This is a genomic window from Pseudomonas resinovorans NBRC 106553, assembly GCF_000412695.1.
GTDB classification, from domain to species: Bacteria; Pseudomonadota; Gammaproteobacteria; order Pseudomonadales; family Pseudomonadaceae; genus Metapseudomonas; species Metapseudomonas resinovorans_A.
Genome location: NC_021499.1, coordinates 3,020,980 through 3,044,969 on the forward strand (window position 1 = coordinate 3,020,980; position 23,990 = coordinate 3,044,969).

Sequence of the window (23,990 nt, forward strand, 5' to 3'; positions counted from 1 at the left end):
CACGAACCAGGATCAGGTAGATGTTTGAGAGAATCGCGCGCGGCGCTAGCCGCTGTTGGTGGGCGCTTGTCGCCGGTGGCCGTGCAGCACGGCGATCCTTTGAAGCTTGGCGTAGTGACGATGACCGCTTTTTCGAACCTCTGACCCCGGTATTTGTGGAGGACGATAGGGCAGCGCGGTACGAACGCGAGCTTTTACGGGCGCTGCACAACGAGGAAGTGCTTAACATTGCGATCACTGGTGGCTATGGCGCGGGCAAGAGCAGTGTTCTGAAGACGTTTTTCGAGCACCATCGCGGCTTCAAGCACACCTTCGTCTCGCTAGCCACCTTCACCAAAGCAAAAGCTCCCACAACCGCCCAAAAACCGTCCGATGAGTCAGCGGGAACTCCGATTCCTGGCGCTGCTGCAATTGTTGCCGCCAGTAGCGATGGAACAGCCAGCGCCGATCTGATCAACCGTATCGAAGAAACGATCGTTCAACAGCTTCTGTACGCGGTACAAGCGAAGCAGCTCCCCAAAACGCGGCTCAAACGTATTTCTCATGCTTCAACTCTACGAGTTTGCTGGCGGACTCTGTGCGTTGCTGTAATCGGGATATGCGCATTACGGCTTGGAGCGCCGAAGCTACAAACCCTTTCCACGGTAGCAAAGGATTGGGCGCTGAATGGGCTTATGTGGGTGCCCGAACCTATTGCGCTCGGCGTGGTGGTGGCCGGCGGCGTGTGGGCCTTGTATTCAGGCTTAAAGCTGCTCTCACTCTTCAGCATCGACGGCCTTACGCTCAAGGGCGGCAAGCTTGAGGCGACCCATCATGGGTCGGTGTTGCACAAGAACATCGACGAGATCATTTACTGCTTTGAACGCAGCGACATCGATGTTGTGGTGATCGAAGACCTAGATAGGTTCGACATCCAGGAGATTTTCTTCAGATTGCGCGAGATCAACTTCATCATTCGGCAGTCCCCACAGGTCAAGCGCCCCATCCATTTCATCTATGCGCTGCGAGATGAGATGTTTACCGTCACGGACAAGACAAAATTCTTTGACCTGATCATCCCCATCATCCCTGTGGTGAACTCGGAAAACTCGCGGGAAAAGCTCATTGAACTCTTGAGGAAGCGGCACGTGGGTGGTCAGCCGCTCAATTTAGACCTCACGCCCAAGCTAATCGAGACGGTGGGCTACCACATCGATGAGATGCGGTTGATCAAGAACATCGTGAATGAGTTCGACATCTACGCCAACATCCTCGCAAATGACGGTTTGGTGCTTGACCCGAACAAGCTTTTCGCAATGGTAGCGCTGAGGAACCTGCATCCTGAGGTGTATTCCGATCTACTCAAGCGAAGAGGCGTGGTCTTTCAAGCCATCGAAGGCTATCCCGCTTGGACCAAATCGGAGGTTCAACGCCATCAGCTCGCCATAGCAGCGTTGAAGAAACGCCGAGCGACGCGTGAAGCTGAGGTCGCCACTGACTTGGCGAGTCTTCGTGCATGTGTATGGTTCGAGCTCATCCGCAGAGGCGGTCTCAGAAGCGCCAACGCCCTATACTCGGAAGACCAAACAGCTTTCTCATTACTGGAATTTGTCGAAGAAGAATCGTTTGACCAAGTGGTCAACCTGAGAAATGTCTATCCCACTCAGTATTCCAGATCATTTGGAAATCCGAGGGGCGAGGCCCAAAGTCCTAAAGCTGTGCTGAAAGATTTGTCGTACGCCGAGCGCGTAGCCGGCCTCGAGGTGTCAATTGATGACATTGATGAAGAGATAAGTGGGCTCCAGCGAAAAATTACCAAGTTGAAGACCATGCCATTCAGGGAAGCATGTAATGACGGCTATGGGGATTCGCTCTCTCCACAGCTCAAAGGCTACGAGCTGATCACCTTCCTGCTGCATCGGGGCTACCTGGACACCGATTACACTGATTACCTTGGCTATTTCTACGAGGGCTCGCTGACCCAGTCGGACAAGAAACTCACGATGGCTCTCGCCCGGGGCGAAATGCTGGATGTCGGTACGCCGATACGAAATCCGGAGCGAGTCGTTAGCAAGCTAGATCTTGACTCAGTCGACAAGGGCAAAGGACTGCTAGTGCACTTGATGGCTGAGCTCGTTCGCCCGCGCCAGGATGACGCCGAGGCCAGGGAAGAAAAGCTGTCGGTAATCCTCAAAAGCAGCCATCACCACATGGGGCGCCTTTCTGAGGCGGTCGAGCTGCTACCAGAGGAGGATAGGAGCGCCTTCATCAAGGCACTTTTCAGGAATGATTCCAACCTCATCAATCAGCTCCTTTCCTACGACAAGGCAAACCTTGCTCGCGAAGATCTGGTGGTTATTGTACTGGACAGCTTGTCGGCTGATCAGGTTGAACAACTGCAGGGGCGTAGGGGTACGCTGCTGAAGGTCATCAACGACCTGCGTGAGGTCTCCAAGCTGGTTCCTGGACTTGCCTCCGGGCAATTGGGCTGGGCCTGGCTGAAAGAAAAACCGGCACAGTTTTGCAATGTCAGCGACGCGACGACAGCTGAAGATCTCAAAGCCTTGGTCGAGTGGGGCTGCATCAGTCCTACTATGCCGATGCTGAGGCTGCTATGCAGCACCTTGGAGCCATACACCGAAGTCGGAACGGTTTCTCATCACCGACTTGGCCAGTTGGGGCTGGTGGGCTTCGATGGCCTTGTTGAAAAATCACCCTCAAAGTATGTGGGCGAGCTGCTGGGCCAGATGGGCATCCTGGACGAAACGGAGGCCTCACTACTTGCTGTGCTTGCTCTCCTTCAAGACGAAGATGACCTTCGGTTGGCAATGTTCGAGCGTACAACATGCATGCTGACCGAGCTGGATAAGCTTCCATCTTTGCTGTGGTTGCCGGCCTTGCAGTCTGAGCGTCTCAGCAACGCCGGGAATGCCGCGTGGACATTCTTCGACGGCGTTGTCATTGCACCCAACAGCGACACCAAATCCTCTGATAATCCTGCGCGACCTGACTTGGGCAGCACTGCTATACCTATCTTCGTCGAGTTCCTGACCCGTAATGCATCAACCCTGGCCAATGAGCTTTGGGGCGTTGAAGGCGAGGAGGAGTTGCAGACCTTCCTTATCCAAAATGAGCAGGTCAGCAATGACACACTGAAGACCCTTTTCTCGTCGATCGTCTTGGCTCCGTCAGTATTGGTGAAAGGGGCTGTCCCAATGGCGCGGTGGGTCTCTTTCTCTAACGCGGCCTTCGTCCCATTCAGTTCAGAAATCAGAGAGCTTATCGCTCAATACGACCCTTCAGTGGAGGCTCGCTATATCGCCCATCATTGGCGGAAAGCCCGTGACATTCTGAGTTTGTCGGCATTACCAGTTCGGTTGGTGACTTGTCTGAGTCGCTCTGGTGTCGCATCCCTAGCGGATACCATGACGATGTGGCAGGGCATTACTGCAGAGATGTTCAGCACCTGGGAAGGCTCGGTCGAGGAGCTGGCAAACGCTTGCGTACGCGCGAATAAGGAGCAAGCCACATTCCCGTCCAGCTACTTGCCCGTGATTATGCACTGCCTTTCAGATACATCTGTGAGCACCCGGAAGCGGACAGAGATGATTATCCAGGCGCTGCAGATGAACTGCAGCTGGGCTGATGTGGCAAAGGTACTTCCACTTCTTGGAGAGGAACATGGTGCACTCGTTGTAAAGAAACGTGCACACCTACCAACCTCCGAGGATGATAGAAAGCTGGTTGAGGCGCTGAAACGGCGAGGATTCGTGGGGGCTGTGAGGTTTGAAGCCAAACGCACCGTCGTGTTCAGCAAACGAAACCAAATCGCCTAACCTGAAACTTGCGAGCGGAAATGAGCATTTAGGAAAAGGGGGGTAGATTTATTTGTTGGGCAGAATGGCCGTTTCTGGCCGCTGGCTGCCGTATACCACCGGCTGCTATCGGCCAGCAGCGGTCATTAGAGTAGAGAAAATAAATCTGTCCCCTTCTCTGCCGGTCCCCTTTTCTGCTCGAAAATTTCCGTATCGTGCGCGCCACGGCACGCCACTTACATCCACACTCTAGTCACTACATTGCATTCAGAGCGCGGGCATAATCGACGCATTCCTGACGCCGGCTTTTCGGTTCCAGACCTGAGACTCCAAAGCTCGCAAATGGGGCGGTTATTGAGCATCGAAGAGAGCTAATTGGCGACAGTAACGTTAGGCATCGTCGACGCGCCCCGATACTAATGCGGCTCAACATGCGTGGAGCCACCGTCGAAGCAGTTTCACTCACCAATCCGGTAGTGGAACCTATAACAGCATTCATGGATTGAACTCATGAGATTCTACCCCGATGGTCCCTCCATACCGGATATCCTTCTAGAACGCTGTGATGCGGGTCGTGTCGTATTTCTGTGCGGTGCCGGAGTTTCGTTGCCATCTGGAATGCCGACTTTTGTAGGCCTCACTCGGTACGTCATAGAGTTCTTTGACCCGCCAGCCGATTCAGAAATCATGACCGCGTTTCGGCCATGGTTGGATAGCCAATCTGCAGCGAATGTCCCACTCGACCAAATCTTCAACCTCCTCCACCTTGAATACGGCAAGGATGAAGTCAACGCTCTGGTCACGGAGCGGCTGAGTGCTCCCCTGAGAACCAACGATTTTGGACGTGAGCACGCTCTGATTAAGCGGATTTCTTCGAGCCAGAACGGCGTGCCCCAGATTGTCACGACCAACTTCGACCGATTGTTTGAGGCCGGACAAGGGGGAGAGCATCTGGTTCGACACGTGCCGCCTGCGTTTCCCGACCTGAACTTCGGATCGAAAATAGAGGGGATCACGTATCTGCACGGGCGGCTGGTGGAAGCAACCTCTGATAGTCATCCCTACGTTCTAAGCAGCGCGGACTTCGGGCGTGCCTACCTCTCCGAAGGATGGGCGACCAACTTCATCAGACACCTCCTCGAACGATATACCGTCGTTTTGGTCGGCTATCAGGCGGAAGACCCACCAATCAAATATCTGCTCCAGGGTCTCAATCATGACGGCCAGTACGATCGGTCTAGGCTCTATGCCTTTGACCGTGGGCTTCCGGAAGAGATCGAAGCCAAGTGGCGTGACCGAGGCGTCACGGCCATAGCTTATTCCGACCATCCGGACTTATGGAGGAGCATGGAAGCCTGGGCCGACCGGGCCGACGATCCGCGCAGATGGCGTGCATCCATAATCGCTAAAAGCCAGCAGGATCCGAAGGTTCTGGGCCCTCATGAGCGTGGCCAAGTTGGTCATGTCCTTCGAACAGTGCAGGGGGCGAGATTGTTCGCGGAGGCTGATCCGCTAGCTCATCCTGAATGGGTTTGTGTGTTGGATGCGAGAGTCCGGTCAGCGAAGCAGAGCCGCGGCTATGGCGACGATGCAGAAGTCTTCGATCCTGCGGCTGCTTATGGACTCGATGATGATCTAAGAGATATCTCTGAGGATGATCGCAGACAGGGGGTCAGCAACGACAATCTCTTGGTTTGGCGCGACGAAGACGACAATCCATATGAGTCTCATCGGTTGGGTTGGCGACAGGTCGAAGGTTTCGAGGCGACCCCGATTAGGCTTGGCCACCTCATCACCTGGGTCAGCAAGTCCTTCGATAGCCCCGTGCTGGCCTGGTGGGCCGCTCAGCAGAACGGACTGCATCCGCGACTGCTGAAACAGTTCGAGTGGCAAATGGAACACTCGGAGGCTCTTCACGATCGTGCTCGTCATATCTGGAACCTGATCCTCGAACACCATCGAGACCCTCGTAATCGTCAGTGGAATGGCGACTGGTTCGACTTGAAGAAGCGGATCAAGGCGGAGGGTTGGACGGCCAGTGTCCTGCGAGAATTCCGGAGAGTTTCGACGCCGCGCTTGGAGATCAAGCCACGGCTTGGCTTGCGGCAGGCCAAACCGCCGTGTGCACCCTGGGAGGAAATTCATCTCGGCGACCTGGGTCAGTGGGAAGTCGTGTTCCTTGAACGGCACAACGAAGATGTAGACGTCCCCGACGATCTGTTGCCACAGGTAATTGGCATTCTAGAGGAACAGCTGAACGTCGCCTCTGGACTACTGGGGGATATCGAGAACGTCTACTTTCATACACCGACCTGCTATCCGGACCGTGAGGTCGATGGGAGAGAGCACATCACGGAAGCCGCAGAGGTCGTGACTTGGTTCGTCCAGCTTTTTGACCGAATGGCTGCCAAGTGGCCAGAACTAGCGAATGCTTATGCAACGACCTGGCCTGTGACAGACCGTTTCTTCTTCCGGAAGCTGAAGCTGTATGCGTTCAGCAAAGTAGACACCTTCGAGGCCGACCATGTTGCCGAAGAAGTCTTGTCCTTAGATCAGGAGACGTTCTGGGACATCGATGTGGTGCGCGAGCTGCTTTTCCTGCTGGTAGACCGGTGGGAGGAGTTCGCCCAGGAGAACCGAGATCAACTCGCCGACCGCATCCTGATGGGCCCCGATCAGCGCTCCTACTGGTCTGAGGAGGAGTTTTCTGAACTGCGAGATGAGTTCGCCACCAGATACGCTCGGTATCTGGAACTACAGGGCTGTGAACTGACGGCAGATCGTTGTGAACGGCTTGCCGATCTGATTAGAAGTATTCCTGGATGGAGCGACGCTCGGGCGACCTCGACGGTGATCCAACGCGGCTCGCGCACCGGTTGGGTCGATACAGACGAGAAACCAGATGCAGTCTTGGACCTTCCCGTAAACGAGGTAGTCTCCAGGGCAAAAGAAGACCTGAAGCGTGACTTTGGCAGCTTTACCGAGAAGCGGCCCTTTACTGGTTTGGTGAAAGCCAATCCGCGCAAGGCATTGTCTGCCCTGACCATTGCCGGAAAGGCTGACGACTATCCAGAGGCGTTCTGGTCGTCGATGATCAATGAACTTCCCGCAGGCATCACGCCCAGGCTGAGACGGGCATTCCTGAACCGGGTAGCGCGACTCCCACATACGGTCATCGCCAAACTACGCCATACCTTGGGCCGATGGCTCGAACAGAACTTGGTCGCGATCCTTGAGTTTGATGAGGCTCTCGGATGGGCAGTCTACGATCACATCGTCGATGGCATTCTGAGCGGCGGAGCAGATGCAGCGAAGAGCGGTCTGGGCGAAGTTCGCCAAGGTGGAAAGGTCACTCAACAGTCCCGGCGCACATTCAGCCATGCGAATAATGGCCCCGTCGGCATGTGTGCTGAGGCCCTTTTCCGTGCTGTGCCCGGAGAGGAGCAGGAGGCCTCTTCACTAATCCCTGATTGCATCAAGTCACGTGTCGAGCATCTCTTTACTGCGCTGGGAGAGGGGGCGGACCATGCTGTGTCGATAACGACTAGCAAACTGAACTGGCTCATGGTTGTAGACCCCAGTTGGACTGAAGAACGCCTTATCCCCATGTTGGCCTTCGAGCATCCCGCTTCGGAACCAGCTTGGAGCGGTTTTCTTCGTGGCCACGTGCCTTCGCCCCCGTTGGCCGAGATCATTAAGCCGATTCTGCTTGACCTCATCCCGTGGGTCGAAAGCCTTTCCTGGGATCACGGACTTTTAGAGGCGGCCGCCCAGTGGCTAGGCTACATGAGGGTGTTTTACCCAGATGAGCCAAGTGGTCTTTCACGAGGAGAAATGCGTTCGGTCTTGCGAACGATGTCTGACGATACTCGGAATCGGTTCGTTTCCTGGTTGGGGCTGGTTGGGCAGAAAAACGAGAACGGCTGGACCAAACACGTCATCCCCGTAATCAACGAAGACTGGCCGAGAGAACGCCAATACAGAACTTCTGCATCGATGAGGGCGTGGATTGGCCTGCTTGATGACACCGGCGATAGCTTCCCGGCCGTCTACAAAGCGGTGAAGAAGTTCTTGGTGCCGGTTGAGACAAACGACCATCCGTTCTACCGGTTCACCCGAGAGATTAGTGATGAGAAGCCGATTACCGCTCTATTCCCTGAAGCGACGCTGGATTTGATGAACAGAGCCACACCTCAGGTCCTCACCCGACCGCCGTACGAGTTACCGAAGGTGCTAGCACTGATAGCGGAAACCGAACCTGAGCTGACATCAGATCCACGCTATTTGCGCCTTATAGATCTTGTCGAACGAAGTTAGACCACGGTCGTCATGACCGACAACCCAGCGAATCGCACCGGATTTTCTAGGTGCTCGATGACCGCTATTGTCCGGTAGCTGCCATTCGAAAGTGACTGCTATCGGCCGAAAGCGGACAAACGAGTTAGAGACGAGTTCAATGTCAACGAGGGACTTTGCGAGTCGGCGGTAGGCAACGAGTGTAGAGCGCCCGAGTGCGCATTCCGGCGGTCAGGGCAAGCAGCACTCGATATTGTCAATCAGGCGTGTAGTACCGATAAATGCGGCGACGAGGATGACCAGCGATTTGTCCTGTTGGGCGGGTGCTTCAAGTGTTCGTGCTGCACGGATTTCAAGGTAATCCATCCGGAATCCGGCTCCCTCCAGCATGGTCTTGCCATCTTTGATGAGTGAGGCGTAGTCGCGCTCGCCTTGTTCGACAGCTTCCGCGATTTGCCTGATGCAGCGGTAGAGCAGGGGGGCGATGTCGCGTTCGACAGGGCTTAGATACCCATTCCGTGAGGACAGTGCCAGCCCGTCGGGCGCACGAAAAGTGGGCGCGGCGAGTATGCGAGTGGCGAAATTCAAGTCTTGGGTGAATGCCCGAATTACGGCGAGCTGTTGGTAGTCTTTCTGGCCAAACACCGCAATATCGGGTTGAACGATATTGAACAGCTTGGTCACCACAGTCGCCACGCCTTGAAAGTGCCCCGGTCGACTTTCGCCGCAGAGTCCTCCCGAAACGCCGGGAACAAGCACACTGCAGTGGTTGCTCAACCCATTCGGGTACATCTCTTTCACGCTTGGAGCGAAGAGCGCGGCGCAGCCAGCTCGGGACAGTGCCTTCTGATCTGCAGAAGGGGTTCGGGGGTAACTCTGAAGATCTTCCTGGGGACCGAACTGCATTGGATTGACGAAGAGACTGGTGACGACGAAATCGCTTTCCCGCCGTGCCAACTCCAGTAGCGAGATGTGCCCTTCATGCAGGTTGCCCATTGTCGGTACCAACCCGATGCGTTTCTTTTGATCGCGCGCGTTCTGCAGCGCTTTGAGCAATGTCTGGATGCTGTCAGTTGTGATCATCGCCAGCCTGATGGAGTGTGTGGCAGGGACTTCTGGGCTCCCCACTCGGGAGCCCAGTGGAGCAATCAAACCATCTCGACGGCAGGGATCCGGCGGTTTGCCGCGGCCTCCTTGTACTCGGCTATCTGGTCGAAGGATAGGTAGCGGTAGATATCGGCAGCCATGCTGTCGATGTTCTTCGCGTATTCCATGTACTCCTCGACGGTCGGCAGTTTGCCCATGATGGAGGCAACGGCCGCCAGTTCGGCGGAGGCCAGGTAGACGTTGGTGGCGTCGCCCAGGCGGTTCGGGAAGTTACGGGTGGAGGTGGAGACCACGGTGGCGCCGGTTTGTACGCGGGCCTGGTTACCCATGCACAGGGAGCAGCCCGGCATTTCCATGCGAGCGCCGGCCTTGCCGTAGATGCCGTAGTAGCCTTCTTCGGTCAGCTGGTGCTGGTCCATCTTGGTCGGCGGAGCCAGCCACAGACGGGTCGGGATACCGCCCTTGACCTTGTCCAGCAGCTTGCCGGCGGCGCGGAAGTGACCAATGTTGGTCATGCAGGAGCCGATGAACACTTCGTCGATCTTGTCGCCGGCCACGGTGGACAGCAGGCGGGCATCGTCCGGGTCGTTCGGCGCGCAGAGCACGGGCTCTTTCACGTCGGCCAGGTCGATTTCGATGACGGCGGCGTATTCGGCGTCGGCATCACCTTGCAGCAGCTCCGGCTTGGCCAGCCAGGCTTCCATCGCCTGGGCGCGGCGCTCCAGGGTACGGGCGTCGCCGTAGCCTTCACCGATCATCCAGCGCAGCAGGGTGATGTTGGACTGCAGGTATTCGGCGATGGCCGACTCCGGCAGCTTGATGGTGCAGCCAGCGGCGGAACGCTCGGCCGAGGCGTCGGACAGCTCGAAGGCTTGCTCGACGGTCAGGTCGTTCAGACCTTCGATCTCGAGGATGCGGCCGGAGAAGATGTTCTTCTTGCCCTTCTTCTCGACGGTCAGCAGGCCAGCCTGGATGGCGTAGTAGGGGATGGCATGCACCAGGTCACGCAGGGTGATACCGGGCTGCATCTTGCCCTTGAAGCGCACCAGAACGGATTCCGGCATGTCCAGCGGCATGACGCCGGTGGCGGCGGCGAAGGCTACCAGGCCGGAACCGGCCGGGAAGGAAATGCCGATCGGGAAGCGGGTGTGGGAGTCGCCACCGGTGCCGACGGTGTCAGGCAGCAGCATGCGGTTCAGCCAGCTGTGGATGATGCCGTCGCCTACCTTGAGCGAGACGCCGCCGCGATTACGCATGAAGTCCGGCAGGCTGTGGTGGGTGCGCACGTCCACCGGCTTGGGGTAGGCGGCGGTGTGGCAGAAGGACTGCATCACCAGGTCGGCCGAGAAGCCGAGGCAGGCGAGGTCTTTCAGCTCGTCGCGGGTCATCGGGCCAGTGGTGTCCTGGGAACCGACGGTGGTCATCTTCGGCTCGCAGTAGGTGCCCGGACGTACGCCCTGGCCTTCCGGCAGACCGCAGGCACGGCCGACCATCTTCTGCGCCAGGGTGAAGCCCTTGCCGCTGTCGACCGGGGATTCCGGCATCTTGAACAGGTCGGTAGAACCCAGGCCCAGTTCAGCACGGGCTTTCTCGGTCAGGCCACGGCCGATGATCAGCGGGATACGACCGCCGGCGCGGACCTCGTCGAGCAGCACCGGGGATTTCAGCTCGAAACTGGCCAGCAGCTCCTCAGTGCCGTATTTGCAGACTTTCCCGGCATAGGGATAGACGTCTATCAGATCGCCCATTTCCAGGTTGGCGACATCGAACTCGATGGGCAGGGCGCCGGCGTCTTCCATGGTGTTATAGAAGATCGGCGCGATCTTATTGCCGAAGCAGAAACCACCGGCGCGCTTGTTCGGCACGAAGGGGATGTCGTCGCCGAAGAACCACAGCACGGAGTTGGTGGCGGACTTGCGGGAGGAACCGGTACCGACCACGTCACCGACGTAGGCAACCGGGAAGCCCTTGGCCTTGACGGCTTCGATCTGCTTCAGCGGGCCGATGGAACCGGGTTGTTCCGGCTCGATGCCGTCACGGGCCATTTTCAGCATGGCCAGGGCGTGCAGCGGGATATCCGGGCGCGACCAGGCGTCCGGAGCGGGGGACAGGTCGTCGGTGTTGGTTTCGCCGGGGACCTTGAATACGGTCAGGGTGACTTTCTCGGCGACGGCCGGCTTGGCCTGGAACCACTCGCCTTCGGCCCAGGACTTCAGCACGGCCTGGGCGCAAGCGTTGCCCTTCTTGGCGCGCTCGGCGACGTCGTGGAAGGAGTCGAACATCAGCAGGGTGTGCTTCAGTTGCTCAGCGGCGACGGTGGCCAGTGCGGCATCGTCCAGCAGCTCGACCAAGGTGGCGATGTTGTAGCCGCCCTGCATGGTGCCCAGCAGTTCTACGGCTCGTTGTTTACCGATGATAGGAGAGCTGGATTCGCCGCGGGCTATGGCGGAAAGAAAGCTTGCCTTTATATAGGCGGCCTCGTCGACGCCCGGGGGCACGCGGTTGGCGATCAAGTCAAAGAGAAAGGCTTCCTCGAAGGCTGGCGGATTTTTCAACAGTTCCACCAGCTCTGCGGTTTGCGCGGCATCAAGTGCAAGGGGCGGCAGCCCTTCCTCGGCACGTTCCTTCACGTGTTGGACATAGGCTTCAAGCACTGCGATCTCTCCCGTAGGACACAAATAAAAAGTAGGGCAGGGACGGCCATCGAGGATGACGACTCAGCGGGCCGCCATGGGAACCTGCACCTACGAAAGGTGTGCGACGCCCACCGCAGATGGGTTTCAGCAGGTCGTCGGCAAGCAAGAGAAAAATAACAATATTTCAGTTATTCAACAACTGACATGTTGACATTTCCTTGCCGGAACACAAAAGTTAGGCCGCTGGCGCCTTCGTGCGCCGCTGTGTGCCTGGCCTTCGGCCAGCGGCGATACGCCACCGTCATTTGAGAGAAATCACATGAAAGTACTGGTCGCGGTAAAACGCGTGGTCGATTTCAACGTCAAGGTCCGCGTCAAGGCGGACCAATCCGGCGTCGATCTCGCCAACGTGAAAATGGCCCTGAACCCCTTCTGCGAGATTGCCGTGGAAGAGGCCGTGCGCCTTAAGGAACAAGGCATCGCCACGGAAGTGGTGGTGGTGACCGTGGGAACCAGCGGTGCTCAGGAGCAGCTGCGCACTGCCCTGGCCCTGGGCGCTGATCGCGCCATCCTGGTCGAGTCCTTTGAGGAGCTGAACTCCCTGGCCGTAGCCAAGCTGCTGAAGGCTGTGGTCGACAAGGAGCAGCCGCAACTGGTCATCCTCGGCAAGCAGGCCATCGATAGCGACAACAACCAGACCGGCCAGATGCTGGGCGCCCTGACCGGCTACGCCCAAGGCACCTTCGCCTCCAAGGTCGAGGTTGCTGGCGACAAGGTCAACGTCACCCGCGAGATCGACGGCGGTCTGCAGACCGTCGCGCTGAATCTGCCGGCGATCGTCACCACCGACCTGCGCCTGAACGAGCCGCGCTACGCGTCGCTGCCGAACATCATGAAAGCCAAGAAGAAGCCGCTGGACGTAGTTACCCCGGACGCCCTGGGTGTTTCCACCGCTTCCACCGTCAAGACCCTGAAAGTCGAAGCACCGGCCGCCCGCCAGGCTGGTATCAAGGTCAAGTCCGTGGCTGAACTGGTCGAAAAACTGAAGAACGAGGCGAAGGTAATCTGATGGCTATCCTGGTTATCGCTGAACACACCAACGCCGCGCTGGCTGCCGCCACCCTGAACACCGTGGCTGCTGCCGCCAAGATCGGTGGTGATATCCACGTGCTGGTTGCCGGCGCCAACGCCGCTGCCGCTGCCGAAGCCGCTGCCAAGATCGCTGGCGTAGCCAAGGTCCTGGTTGCCGACAACGCCGCTTACGCTCACCAGCTGCCGGAAAACGTCGCTCCGCTGATCGCGCTGCTTGTAAAAGAGCAGGGGGACAAGGGCTACAGCCACATCCTGGCTGCTGCCACCAGCAACGGCAAGAACATCCTGCCGCGCGTTGCCGCCTTGCTGGATGTCGATCAGATCTCCGAGATCATCGCCGTTGAAAGCGCCGACACCTTCAAGCGTCCGATCTATGCCGGTAACGCCATCGCTACCGTGCAGTCCTCGGCTTCCGTGAAAGTGATCACCGTGCGTTCCACCGGTTTCGACTCGGTTGCTGCCGAAGGCGGCTCCGCTGCCGTTGAAGCCGTGAGCGGCTCGGCTGACGCAGGCAAGTCCGCCTTCGTGGGTGAAGAACTGGCCAAGTCCGATCGCCCGGAACTGACCGCTGCCAAGATCGTCGTTTCCGGCGGCCGCGGCATGCAGAACGGCGACAACTTCAAGCTGCTCTATAGCCTGGCCGACAAGCTCGGCGCAGGTGTCGGCGCTTCCCGTGCCGCCGTCGACGCCGGTTTCGTACCGAATGACATGCAGGTCGGTCAGACCGGCAAGATCGTTGCCCCGCAGCTGTACATCGCCGTGGGCATCTCTGGTGCCATCCAGCACCTGGCCGGTATGAAGGACTCCAAGGTCATCGTCGCGATCAACAAGGACGAAGAAGCCCCGATTTTCCAGGTGGCTGACTACGGCCTGGTGGCTGATCTGTTCGAGGCGGTGCCGGAGCTAGAAGGCGTGGTCTGAGGCGAGCGCCGGCAGGCGGTCGAAGAGCTGTCTGCCGGCGAGCTTGGCTTCGCAAAACAGGTGATGCCTCATGGCACGAGTCAATGAAGAGCTGGCGGCGCTCAACTGGGGGCAGTTCAGCCCGCTGGCTGACCCGACCCGCCGCGCGATTTTCACCCGCCTGATGGAGCACCCTGCAGCCGTCAAGGTGCTTGCGGCGGAAATGCCGATCTCCCAGCCAGCCATCTCTCAGCATCTGAAGGTACTCAAGGAAGCCAACCTTATTCTCGACCAGCGCCAGGGCCGATATCGATTGTATTCGGCCAATCCCCAGGCACTGGAGGCTCTTTCCTTGCAGTTCGGCCAGTTGCGCGACTACCTGCTGGAGGATGGCGAACCGCAAGGCGCCACGCCAGGAGAATTCGATTCAGTGGATCGCGCCATGCAACAGTGGGCGCGGCTATGGCCGGAGCACGATCCGCTGAGCGTCGGACTGATTGTGCGCTTACGCTTGGTAGCTCGGCATCTGGAGCGGCTGTCTGAGCTGACTGCCTCACGCCACCACCTTAACGTCGTGCAGGTGCTGCTACTGGCCACCCTGGACCGCATCGAGCCGCCTCATGAGAGCACCCTTACTGAGCTGTCAAAGGTCAGTTTCATGTCGCTACCGGCCACCGCACGCTACCTCGACCAGACTGAGAAGCGCGGCCTTATTAGCCGCAGGCCGGACGAGAATGACGCTCGTTCTAACCTGATTCGCATCACTGAAAAAGGGCGCGAGGTGCTGCACAAGATCATGAACTCGCAGCGCCAGCACGAACATGCGCCGGTGTACAAGATGGCGGGAGACGACCAACTGCGTCTTGCCAGGATGCTGCGCTCGCTAATGCGCGATCTGGGTGATATCCAGGGGTGAGGTGGGGCACCCCCCCGTCGAGGGGTGCCCTACGCGTCAGGCGACTTGATCGGTTTCCAGCGCTCGGCCCATCTGCGTGTCGCCGCCAATAGTGGTGCGGTGTACCAGGCGCCGGTCACCCAAGGGATAACCAAGCGCAGAGTGCAAGGTACGCCAGTTGTCCCACAGCACCATATCGTCCGGCTCCCAGCGGTGTACGTAGCAGAAGGTCCGGCTGGTAACGTGGGCGACTAGTTCTTCGAGCAGAGCGTGACTTTCCGAGGTGTCCATGTCGACCACCCTTTGCAGGTGCAGTGGGCTTAGGTTCAGTACCTTGCGACCACTAACTGGGTGACGCCATACCAGAGGGTGAGCCACTGGTGGGAAGGCGGGGAAGTTTCTGTCGCCCTTGACCTGCATGCGCAGCTGCGAGTCTCGTCCGTAGGGCGCATCGAGCAGCGATGTGCAGAAGCGGTATTCCACTTCCAGGTGCTCGATGCGCTGTTTCATCGCCTCCGGCAGTGCTGAGTAGGCGGCGATGGTATCGATCCAGGCAGTTTCTCCTCCATGCTGTGGAGTTTCCACGGCACGCAGCATGGCGCCGTGGTTGGGGCGGTTGGTGAATATCAGGTCGGAATGCCAGGGGATGAAGCCGACGAAGGGCCTGTCCGGCGCCGATTCACGGTAGTACACACTGAGCCTGGCTTGGGCGTCGCTATCGAGCACCATCAGCTCCGGATATTGGCTTTCGGTCACCAGATTCTTGACTGGGTGCACGTCCAGTTCACCGAAGCAGCGACTGAGGCTGAGTTGCTGCTCCGGACTTTTGCCCATGCTCTTGAAAACAACTATGCCGGAGTCGATCCAGGCTTTTTGAAGTTGTTGCGCGACGTGCGTCGGAATGGGGTGAGTCAGGTCGAGTTCACTGCATTGCACTCCAATACCGCCGGCCAGGCTGGATATTTTCATCGTTATTATCTCTTGGTTTGAAATGTTTATATTTGGAGCATTTCGTTGGAGTTTGAGATGTTCTTGAAATAAATCTTTAGTTCTTCGTCATGCAGCCTTCATCGAAGCGCTTCGGGCACATTCGCGGGTTGATGAGGGGTGTTGTTCGCCTGCACTGGACGACGCTGCAGGCGCAAACTGAGTAGCAGCATCAGTACCAGCACTGCGACCAGCGAGCCGGTTACCCAAGGGATGGCCGAGGCCAGTCCGTCCAACCTGCCGGCTAGAAGCAGTTCACTGGCATCGACGCCAAGTTTCTGCAGTTGAGCGCTAAGTTCCGGGCTCGGCGTGGTCTGATCAATACGCGCCAATTGGCCAAGCAACTCGGGGCTGGCGCCAATCTGGCTGGCGCGCTCCTGGATCGACTGCTGGGCGATCAGGGTCACCGCGCTGCCAAACACGCCGAGGCCGAAGGTGGCGCCGGCGGGCGAGCCGAAGTCCTTCATCATGGTGAACAAACCGCTGCCCGCGGCCAGCTTGGCGCGTGGCACTGCGCTCATCATCAGTTTCATCAGCGCCGGTGTCTTCATGCCGTTGGCGAAACCGATCAGTACGACAATGCCGGCGATCATCCACAGCGGCGTACTCAGTCGGATAGTGCTTATCGTCAGCATGCCCAGCAGGATGGCGAACATAGACACCACCACGATGCGTCGGCAGTCGTACTTGTCGGCCAGGCGCCCGGCTATTGGGGCGGAGATCATCGAGCAGCCGTACACGCACATGTTGATGAAGCCCACCTGGGAGGCGCTACCACCCGGGCGCTCGCTGATGAAGAAGGCCAGCGAATAGGTGAGGCCGGCCAGGCACATGACACTCAGCAGGTAAAGTCCGGCGGGCAGGGTGAAGGCGGGGTTGCGCAGGATGCCAATGTCGATCACTGGGTCGGCCACGCGTTGTTCCAGCTTCCACAGCAACAGCGCGGCGACCACGCCAATGACGAGAGCTGCGAGAGTGTAGGGCGAGGTCGGGCCGAGCTTACTGGCGGCGGTGGGGATTGACAGCAGGCCGCCGAGAGCCAGGAAAAGCAACAGCGAGCCGCCCAGATCGTAGCCACGGCGCTGGCCGAGTACGGTGGTTTCCGGCACCAGGGCGGCAATTAGCAGCAGGCCGACGACGCCCAGCAGGCCGCTTAGCCAATAGATGATCTGCCAACCGAAAGCGTCCACCAGCAGGCCGCCGAGCAGGGCGCCGGTGGTGGCGCCAAGGCTCATGGCAGCGGTGAAAATACCAAGCGCCATGCCGCGCCGCTCATCGGGAAAGAGAAAGCCGATATAGGCCAGCACTACGGGAATGATGCAGGCCACGCCCACCCCCTGTAGCAGCCGCGCAGCCAGGAGGAGCTCGAAGGTGGGTGAGACTGCCGCGGCGAATTCGGAAGCGGAGAACACCACAAGGCCGATCATCAGCATCTTCTTGCGGCCAATGGCGTCGGCCAGGCGCCCCATGATCGGCGAGCAGGTGGTGGATGCGACGAAGAACACCAGAATGATCAACGCCGATGAATTCATCGAAACGCCGTAGTGTCGGACGATGCTAGGCAGCGCCGGGGCCTGGAAAGTCATCGCTTCGATGGTGACGAAGGTACTGAACAACAGTACCGCGTAGATGCGCCAGGCAATACGTGGGGACATGTGTTCTTGTTGTAATACTGTCATTCGAACTCTCCGGATTCATCGATAGCGGAACTTATTGTTGTGGTTTCGGAGACTAAAGCGATTCTTCTGTGCTTGCTCGTGATTCATATAAGTTTGTACTTATTTGATTTTGCTTGAGTGCGCTTTCTATTAGCGAATAACGTGAGGTCACTCGATGAGTTACTTAACTGCGTTAATTAAGTGCCGGAGCAAAGCAACATGTCACCAAAGCGTAAATTTCTGCTGGACCTGATCGACAAGCCGGATGAGGCGTTCAATATATGCGAGAGCGAACTTGGCCCCCTGCGCTTGGCCGCCGCCCAGGAGCTGTTCGAAGAGCGCGTGCAACAGATTCCCCTGCTTAAACACCGCGCCGAGGAGGCCGGCATCAGTCGAATCGAAAGGTACGAAGACTTGGTGCCGCTGCTGTTCGCCCACACTACCTACAAGTCCTATCCGGCGTCCTTCGTCGAGAAAGGTCAGTGGGAGCGGCTGCTCAAGTGGCTCGATGCGCTATCGGTACCGGACCTGTCCGGGGTCGACATGAGCGGAGTCAGTAACGTCGACGAGTGGCTGGACCGGCTCTGGGCAGCCGATCACCGGGTCCTGGCCACAAGTGGTTCGAGCGGCAAGTGCTCGTTCCTCAACCATACCGCCGGTGATCAGGACAACAAGCGTCGTCACTTCAAATACGCTGCCGCCTGGCCGGTACAGGCGGCCAGCAAGGACCGGCCGGTGTTCTGGATGGGCCAGGTCAAAGGCCCTAACAGTGCGGTGGAAGCTGGCCAGTTCGCCATGGCGAACTGGGGGCGGGAGGGCGCTATCTTCACCCTGACCCAAGAGCCGTTGCGCATTTCTGAAGTGAGCCGCATGGCCGCGATGCGCAAGCGGATGGCCGACGGCTCGGCGACTCCAGAGGAAATCGCCGCATTCGAGACCGAATCCGCAGTCAAGGGCGCTCGAGGAAACGAGGAGATGCGCACCTTTGCGGACCAGGTGCTCGATCATCGCCATGAGCCAATCTACCTGATTGGTTTCTGGGCCCAGCACCTGGCAATCATCGAGCGCGCCCGCGAGCGCGGCATCGCCGATGGCGACTTTCATCCCAACAGCATTATCGGCGCTGGTGGCGGGGTGAAGGGTATACCGCTTCCGCCGGACTACAAGGAGCGTGTCAACACCTTCTACGGCAATGTGCTGCGCCCCGGTCTGTATGCCATGACCGAGCTGTCGCAGCCAATGCCGCGCTGCGAGAGAGGGCACTACCACATTCCACCGGGTCTGATCGTTCTGCTGCTGGACGACAGCGGCGAGAAGCTGCTCGATCCCGTTGGCCTGCAGAGCGGTCGCTTCGCTTTCCTCGACCTTGCCTACGAGGGGCGCTGGGGCGGATTGATCACGGGTGACAAGGTCACCGTGGATTTTGCTTCGAAGTGCGAATGTGGCCGCCACGGGCCGGTCATCCACGACTCCATCACCCGGTACACCCAGCTTGGTCAGGAAGACAACATCGGCTGTGCCGGGACCATAGACGCTTACATCCGGGGTGCCATCGCATGAATGCAGTGAACCAAACCCAGATTTCCCGCGTCTGCCACATCGTCAAGGGCGAGGTGGTGGAGGGGGCTGAGCTCGAGTACGGCCCAGCTCATGCACGCTTCACCACGCCAGCGCTGAAGCTGGACGATCTGGTCTGGAGCCGCCAGGCGCCAGGCCCGGCCTTCGATACTCCGCTGGATGAGATTCTCGACATTCTTGGCGAGCTTGGCCGTTGGCTGGAGCGCGATCCGGAAGGCCTGGTCAGGCAGGCTCTGGAAAATGCCATCCGTAACAACCCCATGCACCCAAGAGTCATGCAGCGCTCTTACGAGATGATGCCGCGAATCTTCGACCGCGAGCGGCTCATGGTGCAGATCGACAACGAACTGGGCGGCAAGACAGCCGTGGACGGTTGGAAGCCGGTCACCAATCTGCTCAGTGGCCGCTCCGCAGCAATGCGTGCCTTTCCCGCGCGCATCCTCCACATCATCGCTGGCAATGCACCTGGGGTCGCGGCCGTATCCATCGCTAGGGGCGCGGTGACCAAGGCGGTCAACCTGATCAAACTGCCGTCCAACGACCTGTTCACGGCTCCCGCCATCTTGCGCGGCCTCTCCGCGGTAGCGCCGGGTCATGCCCTGGCGCGCTCTTTCTCGGCGGCATACTGGCGCGGGGGCGACGATAAGGTGGAAAGCCTGCTGATGCGGCCGCAGTTCTTCGACAAGCTGGCGGCTTGGGGCGGCGACGCCACCTTGCGAAGCGCGAAGAACTACATCTGCCCGGGCTTCGAACTGGTGTCCTTCGATCCGAAAACATCCATTTCCATGATCGGGCGAGAAGCCTTTGCTTCCGACGAATTGCTCGCCGAAGTAGCGGACAAGGCCGCCGCCGATGCCACCCTGGTTGAGCAACTGGCCTGCGCCTCCAGTCGATACCAGTTCGTGGAGGGCACCCAGGAGCAAGCTGATCGCTTCGCCGAACTGCTGCAACAGCGCATGGGCACGGAACGTCAGCTGGCTTCCGCGGAGGGGCGCCCGGTACCTGGTCATCTTCGTGAAGAGATCGACGGCCTGCGGGTGATGCCGGACTACTACCGGATATGGGGCGACTACAGCGGTTCTGGTCTGGTGGTCCGTTCGGAGGAACCGGTGGATTTCCACCCTGAGTTCCGCGTGGTCAATGTGGTGCCGGTCAAGGATCTGCGAGATGCACTGCGCTTCGTCAACGTCGCGACTCAAACCGTCAGCCTTTTCCCCGATGAACGCAAGATTGAACTGCGTGATCTGCTGGCTTCGGCCGGTGCCCAACGTGTTACCTGCATCGGTGCTTCCGGCGGCATGGAGGGCGGACTGGCCCACGACGGCTTCCTGCCGCTCGCGAGGCTGGTGCGCTGGATCAACGATGAAGGCTGAGTCGAAGGGGGAGGGGTGGATGAGCAGCGAACAGATGCAGTGCGGATTCCCCGGCCTATCCCTGGCTGGCCAAGTGGCGTTGGTTACGGGCGCCGGTCGGGGGTTGGGCTTCGAAATGGCGAAGGGGCTGGCCCAGGCCGGGGCACGGGTCTGGCTCAATGGCCGTGATTCGAAGCAACTGGAAGAGTCCTGCGCACGGCTGGTCGAAAGCGGGCTGCAGGCTTGGGCCTTGCCCTTCGACGTGGAAGACGAGACAGCGGCGGCTGCGGCCGTGCGGCTCATTCTCTGTGAGCAAGGGCGGCTGGACATCTTGGTAAACAATGTCGGCCGGCGTGATCGCCGCTCCTTGTTCGAGTTGGATAGCCAGACGCTGCGCGCCATGCTCGAAAACCACCTGGTGGCGGCCTTCGGCCTGAGCAGGTTGGTGGCGGCACCGATGATGGAGCAGGGCGGTGGCAGGATCATCAACCTGGCCTCGGTCTCCGCCTTCCTCGCTTCGACAAAAGATGCAGCCTACATCGCGGCCAAGGGCGGTCTGGTTGCCTTGACCCGTGCGCTTGCAGCAGAACTCGGGGGCCATGGAGTCACGGTTAATGCCATAGCGCCCGGGCCTTTTGCCACTGAGACCAACCAGGGGTTGGCGAGCAGCCCGGAGAGCCAGGCTTGGATTGCCCGGCGCAGCTCCCTGGGCCGCTGGGGGCGACCCGAGGAAATTGCGGGCGCGGCCGTATTCCTTGCATCTCCGGCGGCCTCCTTCGTCACCGGCCAAGTGCTGGCGGTGGATGGAGGATTGCTGGCGCATTACTGAATCGAAGGCAGGCCAACTCGCCAACGCCAGCTCGGCGAAGCGGTGTTAGCATGCCCATTAAAATGACATATAGTCAGTTATAGGGGCTGATCATGCGTTACAAGTTACTCGGTAATACAGGGCTGCGCGTTTCGGAGCTCTGCCTCGGCACCATGACCTTTGGCACCCAGGGTTGGGGGGCAGAGGAGGGCGAAGCGGCCCGGATACTCGCGCGCTTCCGTGAGTGCGGCGGCAACTTCATCGACACCGCCAATGAAGTCTATGCCGGAGGCCGCTCCGAAGAGGTCGTGGGGCGCCTGGTCGAGGGCTACCGCGAGGAGATGGTTCTGGCCACCAAGTACTCCCTGGCCTATCCCGGTGGCGGCAACCCCAATGCGGGCGGTAACCACCGCAAAAGCCTGCGGCGCTCGGTAGAGGCGAGTCTGCAGCGGCTCGGCACCGATTACATTGACCTGCTCTGGGTACACGCCTGGGACAGCAACACTCCAATGGAGGAAACACTTCGCGCGCTTGACGACCTGGTACGCCAGGGAAAGGTGCTTTACACCGGTATCTCCAACGCGCCGGCGTGGGTGGTGGCCAGCGCAAATACTCAGGCGCGGCTTCAGGGGTGGACTCCTTTTGCCGCGCTGCAGGCGGAATTCAACCTGCTGGAGCGAAGTGTGGAGCATGATCTGCTACCCATGTGCCGGCACTTCGGGCTGAGCCTGGCCGCCTGGTCGCCGCTGGCGAGCGGCATCCTCAGCGGCAAGTACAGCTCCGGTAAGGACGCTGGTCAGGCCAAGCGTCTAGACGTGGCCGGGCTCAAGACCCTGGACGAGCGCAGTCTGGCCATTGCCGAGGCGGTAAGCCAGGTGGCTCACGCGATCGGCCGCAGCCCTTCGCAGGTGGCGCTTAATTGGCTGCGTGCGCAGCCGGGCGTGATCCCGTTGCTGGGCGTGCGGACCTTCGCGCAACTAGAGGACAACCTCGGTTGCCTGGACTTCCAGCTGGAGCGAGGGCACCTAGCGACCCTCGCCGAGTTGGGAGCGCCACCCGCGCAGTATCCCCATGACTATCTGGCCAAATACCAGGAACTGATCGCTGCCGGTTACAAACGGCTGACCGACTCAAACTGACTCCCGCGGATGAAGGCTTCCAGGATTGTCCTGGAGGCTTCCGCTCACCCTCAGGAAAGACCTCTGGAGTAAGGTTTCATGGCGACAATAAATACAAGAGCCGTATCGACTGTTACCCGTCTACTGACCTCTCTCTGGCTACTCACACCAGCCATTTCGCAGGATGCCGGGGCAATGTTGCTCGATCTGGAGAGCGACGACTGGGAAGTCCGCTTCGACAACACCATCCGTTACAACGCCGCCTGGCGCATGGAGCGCCAGAACAAGGACTTCCTGCGCTCGCCGGCCTTCGACGACACGGAAAACAAGTTTGACCGCGGTGATCTGGTGACCAATCGCTTCGACCTGCTCAGCGAACTGGACGCGGTGTACCAGGGCAGCCACGGTTTCCGATTGAGCGCTGCCGGCTGGTACGACCAGGTCTACCAGGGCAAGGCGAAGCCAAATCCGCAGTTGGTGAACAGCGGCAACTATTTCAACGATCACTACAACAGTTACGCCACCCGATACATGGCCGGCCCCTCCGGCGAGCTGCTGGACGCCTTCGTCTTCTCCAACTTCCAGCTTGGAGATGTGGGCGTGGGTGCCAAGGCTGGCAAGCACAACGTCTACTGGGGTGAGTCTCTATTCACCCTGGGCAACAGCATCGCCTATTCCCAAGGGCCGGTGGACACCATCAAGTCCGCCTCCAGCCCTGGCACCGAGGCCAAGGAACTGTTCCTACCGATAAACCAGTTGTCGGCTGACCTCAGCCTGAGCAACGAGCTGTCCCTGGGCATGCAGTATCTGCTGGACTGGAAGCCGTTCCGCCTGGTACCGGGAGGCACTTTCTACGCCAACTCTGACGGCTCGCGCGCGGATCTTGCCTCACCGCCGGCACTGGTCAACGGCGACGACCTGGAGCCTGGTAGCAAACACGGCGAGTATGGATTGAACCTACGCTGGAGCCCCATGGCCCTGGGCGGCACGCTGGGACTGTACTACCGCAAGTTCAACGAGAAGCTGCCCTGGAGCTTCACCCAGATCGAAGGTCGTACACCGCGCGCAGTACGACTGGCCTACGCGCGGGATACTGAACTCTGGGGCCTTAGCCTGTCCCGCAACATCGCCCAGATGAGCGTGGCTACCGAGTTGTCCTATCGCAAGAACACCGCCCTGGTGTCCCGGTCCGGATACCCAGTGCTCGTTGCCGCGGGCGAGGAGCCCAGCTTCGAAACTGCCGAAGGCGCTCGGGGTAATTCTTGGCACGCCCTGGTTAATGCGGTCTATCTGCTGCCTAGGACTGCCCTCTGGGAGGGGGGCACCTTCCAGGGAGAGGTTACCTACAACCGTTTGGACAAGATCACCGACGACCCGCAGAACCGGTTCAACGCCGAAGGCCATGGCTGCACCTCGGCATACACCAGGCACTGCGCCACCCGCGACGCCTGGGGCATGCAGCTGCGCTTCACGCCTGAATGGCCGCAGGTGCTGCCGGGTTGGAACCTCTCTATGCCGGTCAACCTGGCCTGGGGCATCGATGGCAACAGTCCGACTCTAGGTGGCACCAATGAAGGTTCCTACAGCTGGACGGTGGGCCTCAGTGGCGTATACCGCAGCGCCCATACCTTCACCCTCAGCTACATCGACTCCTACGCCCGTTACGACACCCGCGCCGACGGCACCGTGACGACTGACTTCACCAGTGGTGCGGCAGTGCAGAACGACCATGGACGGGTGTCTTTCACCTACAAGACGACCTTCTGATC

14 protein-coding genes are annotated in these 23,990 nt (G+C 59.2%); 10 read left to right on the plus strand and 4 right to left on the minus strand.

Annotated features, from left to right (window positions below; genetic code table 11):
• Window positions 1-20: 20 nt before the first annotated feature.
• Together PCA10_RS13610 and PCA10_RS13615 are read left to right on the plus strand one after the other, a co-directional pair.
• Window positions 21-3,815, plus strand: a complete 3,795-nt coding sequence (locus PCA10_RS13610) for a YobI family P-loop NTPase (protein WP_016492673.1) — start codon at window positions 21-23, stop codon at window positions 3,813-3,815.
• Between the two features lie 489 nt (window positions 3,816-4,304).
• Window positions 4,305-8,111 carry an SIR2 family protein gene (locus PCA10_RS13615; RefSeq protein WP_016492674.1) on the plus strand — a complete coding sequence of 1,269 codons (3,807 nt, stop codon included), beginning with the start codon at window positions 4,305-4,307 and terminating at the stop codon, window positions 8,109-8,111.
• Between the two features lie 210 nt (window positions 8,112-8,321).
• Here the strand turns inward: PCA10_RS13615 and panC are convergent, their stop codons facing one another.
• On the minus strand, window positions 8,322-9,173 hold the full coding sequence (gene panC / locus PCA10_RS13620) for a pantoate--beta-alanine ligase (protein ID WP_016492675.1): 852 nt from the start codon (window positions 9,171-9,173) through the stop codon (window positions 8,322-8,324).
• Window positions 9,174-9,238: 65 nt separating this feature from the next.
• On the minus strand, window positions 9,239-11,851 hold the full coding sequence (gene acnB, locus PCA10_RS13625) for a bifunctional aconitate hydratase 2/2-methylisocitrate dehydratase (RefSeq protein WP_016492676.1): 2,613 nt from the start codon (window positions 11,849-11,851) through the stop codon (window positions 9,239-9,241).
• A gap of 301 nt (window positions 11,852-12,152) precedes the next feature.
• Here acnB and PCA10_RS13630 point away from each other — a divergent pair, with 301 nt between their 5' ends.
• The 3 genes from PCA10_RS13630 (at window position 12,153) to PCA10_RS29230 (ending at window position 14,741) form a co-directional block, all read left to right on the plus strand.
• Complete coding sequence (locus PCA10_RS13630; protein ID WP_016492677.1) at window positions 12,153-12,902, plus strand: electron transfer flavoprotein subunit beta/FixA family protein; 750 nt, start codon at window positions 12,153-12,155, stop codon at window positions 12,900-12,902.
• Window positions 12,902-13,846, plus strand: coding sequence for an electron transfer flavoprotein subunit alpha/FixB family protein (locus PCA10_RS13635; RefSeq protein ID WP_016492678.1), 945 nt, complete (start codon window positions 12,902-12,904; stop codon window positions 13,844-13,846). Before PCA10_RS13630 ends, PCA10_RS13635 begins: the two co-directional genes overlap by 1 nt.
• Before the next feature lie 70 nt (window positions 13,847-13,916).
• Window positions 13,917-14,741, plus strand: a complete 825-nt coding sequence (locus tag PCA10_RS29230; RefSeq protein WP_016492679.1) for a metalloregulator ArsR/SmtB family transcription factor — start codon at window positions 13,917-13,919, stop codon at window positions 14,739-14,741.
• 36 nt (window positions 14,742-14,777) lie between these two features.
• Here the strand turns inward: PCA10_RS29230 and PCA10_RS13645 are convergent, their stop codons facing one another.
• The gene (locus PCA10_RS13645) at window positions 14,778-15,689 is read right to left on the minus strand and encodes a TauD/TfdA dioxygenase family protein (protein WP_016492680.1); all 912 of its coding nucleotides are present in this window, start codon (window positions 15,687-15,689) and stop codon (window positions 14,778-14,780) included.
• Window positions 15,690-15,787: 98 nt separating this feature from the next.
• Entirely contained in the window at window positions 15,788-17,386 is a 1,599-nt protein-coding gene (locus tag PCA10_RS13650; protein WP_144276974.1) for an MFS transporter, read from the minus strand.
• 198 nt (window positions 17,387-17,584) lie between these two features.
• On the opposite strand from PCA10_RS13650, the gene PCA10_RS13655 reads away from it, so the two are divergent.
• From PCA10_RS13655 to PCA10_RS13675, 5 genes are all read left to right on the plus strand, one after another.
• Window positions 17,585-18,925, plus strand: a complete 1,341-nt coding sequence (locus PCA10_RS13655) for a hypothetical protein (RefSeq protein ID WP_016492682.1) — start codon at window positions 17,585-17,587, stop codon at window positions 18,923-18,925.
• Complete coding sequence (locus PCA10_RS13660; RefSeq protein WP_016492683.1) at window positions 18,922-20,316, plus strand: acyl-CoA reductase; 1,395 nt, start codon at window positions 18,922-18,924, stop codon at window positions 20,314-20,316. The genes PCA10_RS13655 and PCA10_RS13660 overlap by 4 nt, the downstream gene beginning before the upstream one ends.
• Before the next feature lie 19 nt (window positions 20,317-20,335).
• On the plus strand, window positions 20,336-21,124 hold the full coding sequence (locus PCA10_RS13665) for an SDR family oxidoreductase (protein ID WP_016492684.1): 789 nt from the start codon (window positions 20,336-20,338) through the stop codon (window positions 21,122-21,124).
• A gap of 92 nt (window positions 21,125-21,216) precedes the next feature.
• The gene (locus tag PCA10_RS13670) at window positions 21,217-22,242 is read left to right on the plus strand and encodes an aldo/keto reductase (RefSeq protein WP_016492685.1); all 1,026 of its coding nucleotides are present in this window, start codon (window positions 21,217-21,219) and stop codon (window positions 22,240-22,242) included.
• A 78-nt stretch (window positions 22,243-22,320) separates the two neighbouring features.
• Complete coding sequence (locus tag PCA10_RS13675; RefSeq protein ID WP_331711928.1) at window positions 22,321-23,988, plus strand: DUF1302 domain-containing protein; 1,668 nt, start codon at window positions 22,321-22,323, stop codon at window positions 23,986-23,988.
• Window positions 23,989-23,990 lie beyond the last annotated feature (2 nt).

Coding starts and splice junctions, on each gene's coding strand:
- panC (WP_016492675.1), bottom strand. CDS start 9,173: ATGATCACAACTGACAGCATCCAGACATTGCTCAAAGCGCTGCAGAAC.
- PCA10_RS13665 (WP_016492684.1), top strand. CDS start 20,336: ATGAGCAGCGAACAGATGCAGTGCGGATTCCCCGGCCTATCCCTGGCT.
- PCA10_RS13660 (WP_016492683.1), top strand. CDS start 18,922: ATGAATGCAGTGAACCAAACCCAGATTTCCCGCGTCTGCCACATCGTC.
- PCA10_RS13615 (WP_016492674.1), top strand. CDS start 4,305: ATGAGATTCTACCCCGATGGTCCCTCCATACCGGATATCCTTCTAGAA.
- PCA10_RS13630 (WP_016492677.1), top strand. CDS start 12,153: ATGAAAGTACTGGTCGCGGTAAAACGCGTGGTCGATTTCAACGTCAAG.
- PCA10_RS13645 (WP_016492680.1), bottom strand. CDS start 15,689: ATGAAAATATCCAGCCTGGCCGGCGGTATTGGAGTGCAATGCAGTGAA.
- PCA10_RS13635 (WP_016492678.1), top strand. CDS start 12,902: ATGGCTATCCTGGTTATCGCTGAACACACCAACGCCGCGCTGGCTGCC.
- PCA10_RS13655 (WP_016492682.1), top strand. CDS start 17,585: ATGTCACCAAAGCGTAAATTTCTGCTGGACCTGATCGACAAGCCGGAT.
- PCA10_RS29230 (WP_016492679.1), top strand. CDS start 13,917: ATGGCACGAGTCAATGAAGAGCTGGCGGCGCTCAACTGGGGGCAGTTC.
- PCA10_RS13670 (WP_016492685.1), top strand. CDS start 21,217: ATGCGTTACAAGTTACTCGGTAATACAGGGCTGCGCGTTTCGGAGCTC.
- PCA10_RS13610 (WP_016492673.1), top strand. CDS start 21: ATGTTTGAGAGAATCGCGCGCGGCGCTAGCCGCTGTTGGTGGGCGCTT.
- PCA10_RS13650 (WP_144276974.1), bottom strand. CDS start 17,386: ATGACAGTATTACAACAAGAACACATGTCCCCACGTATTGCCTGGCGC.
- PCA10_RS13675 (WP_331711928.1), top strand. CDS start 22,321: ATGGCGACAATAAATACAAGAGCCGTATCGACTGTTACCCGTCTACTG.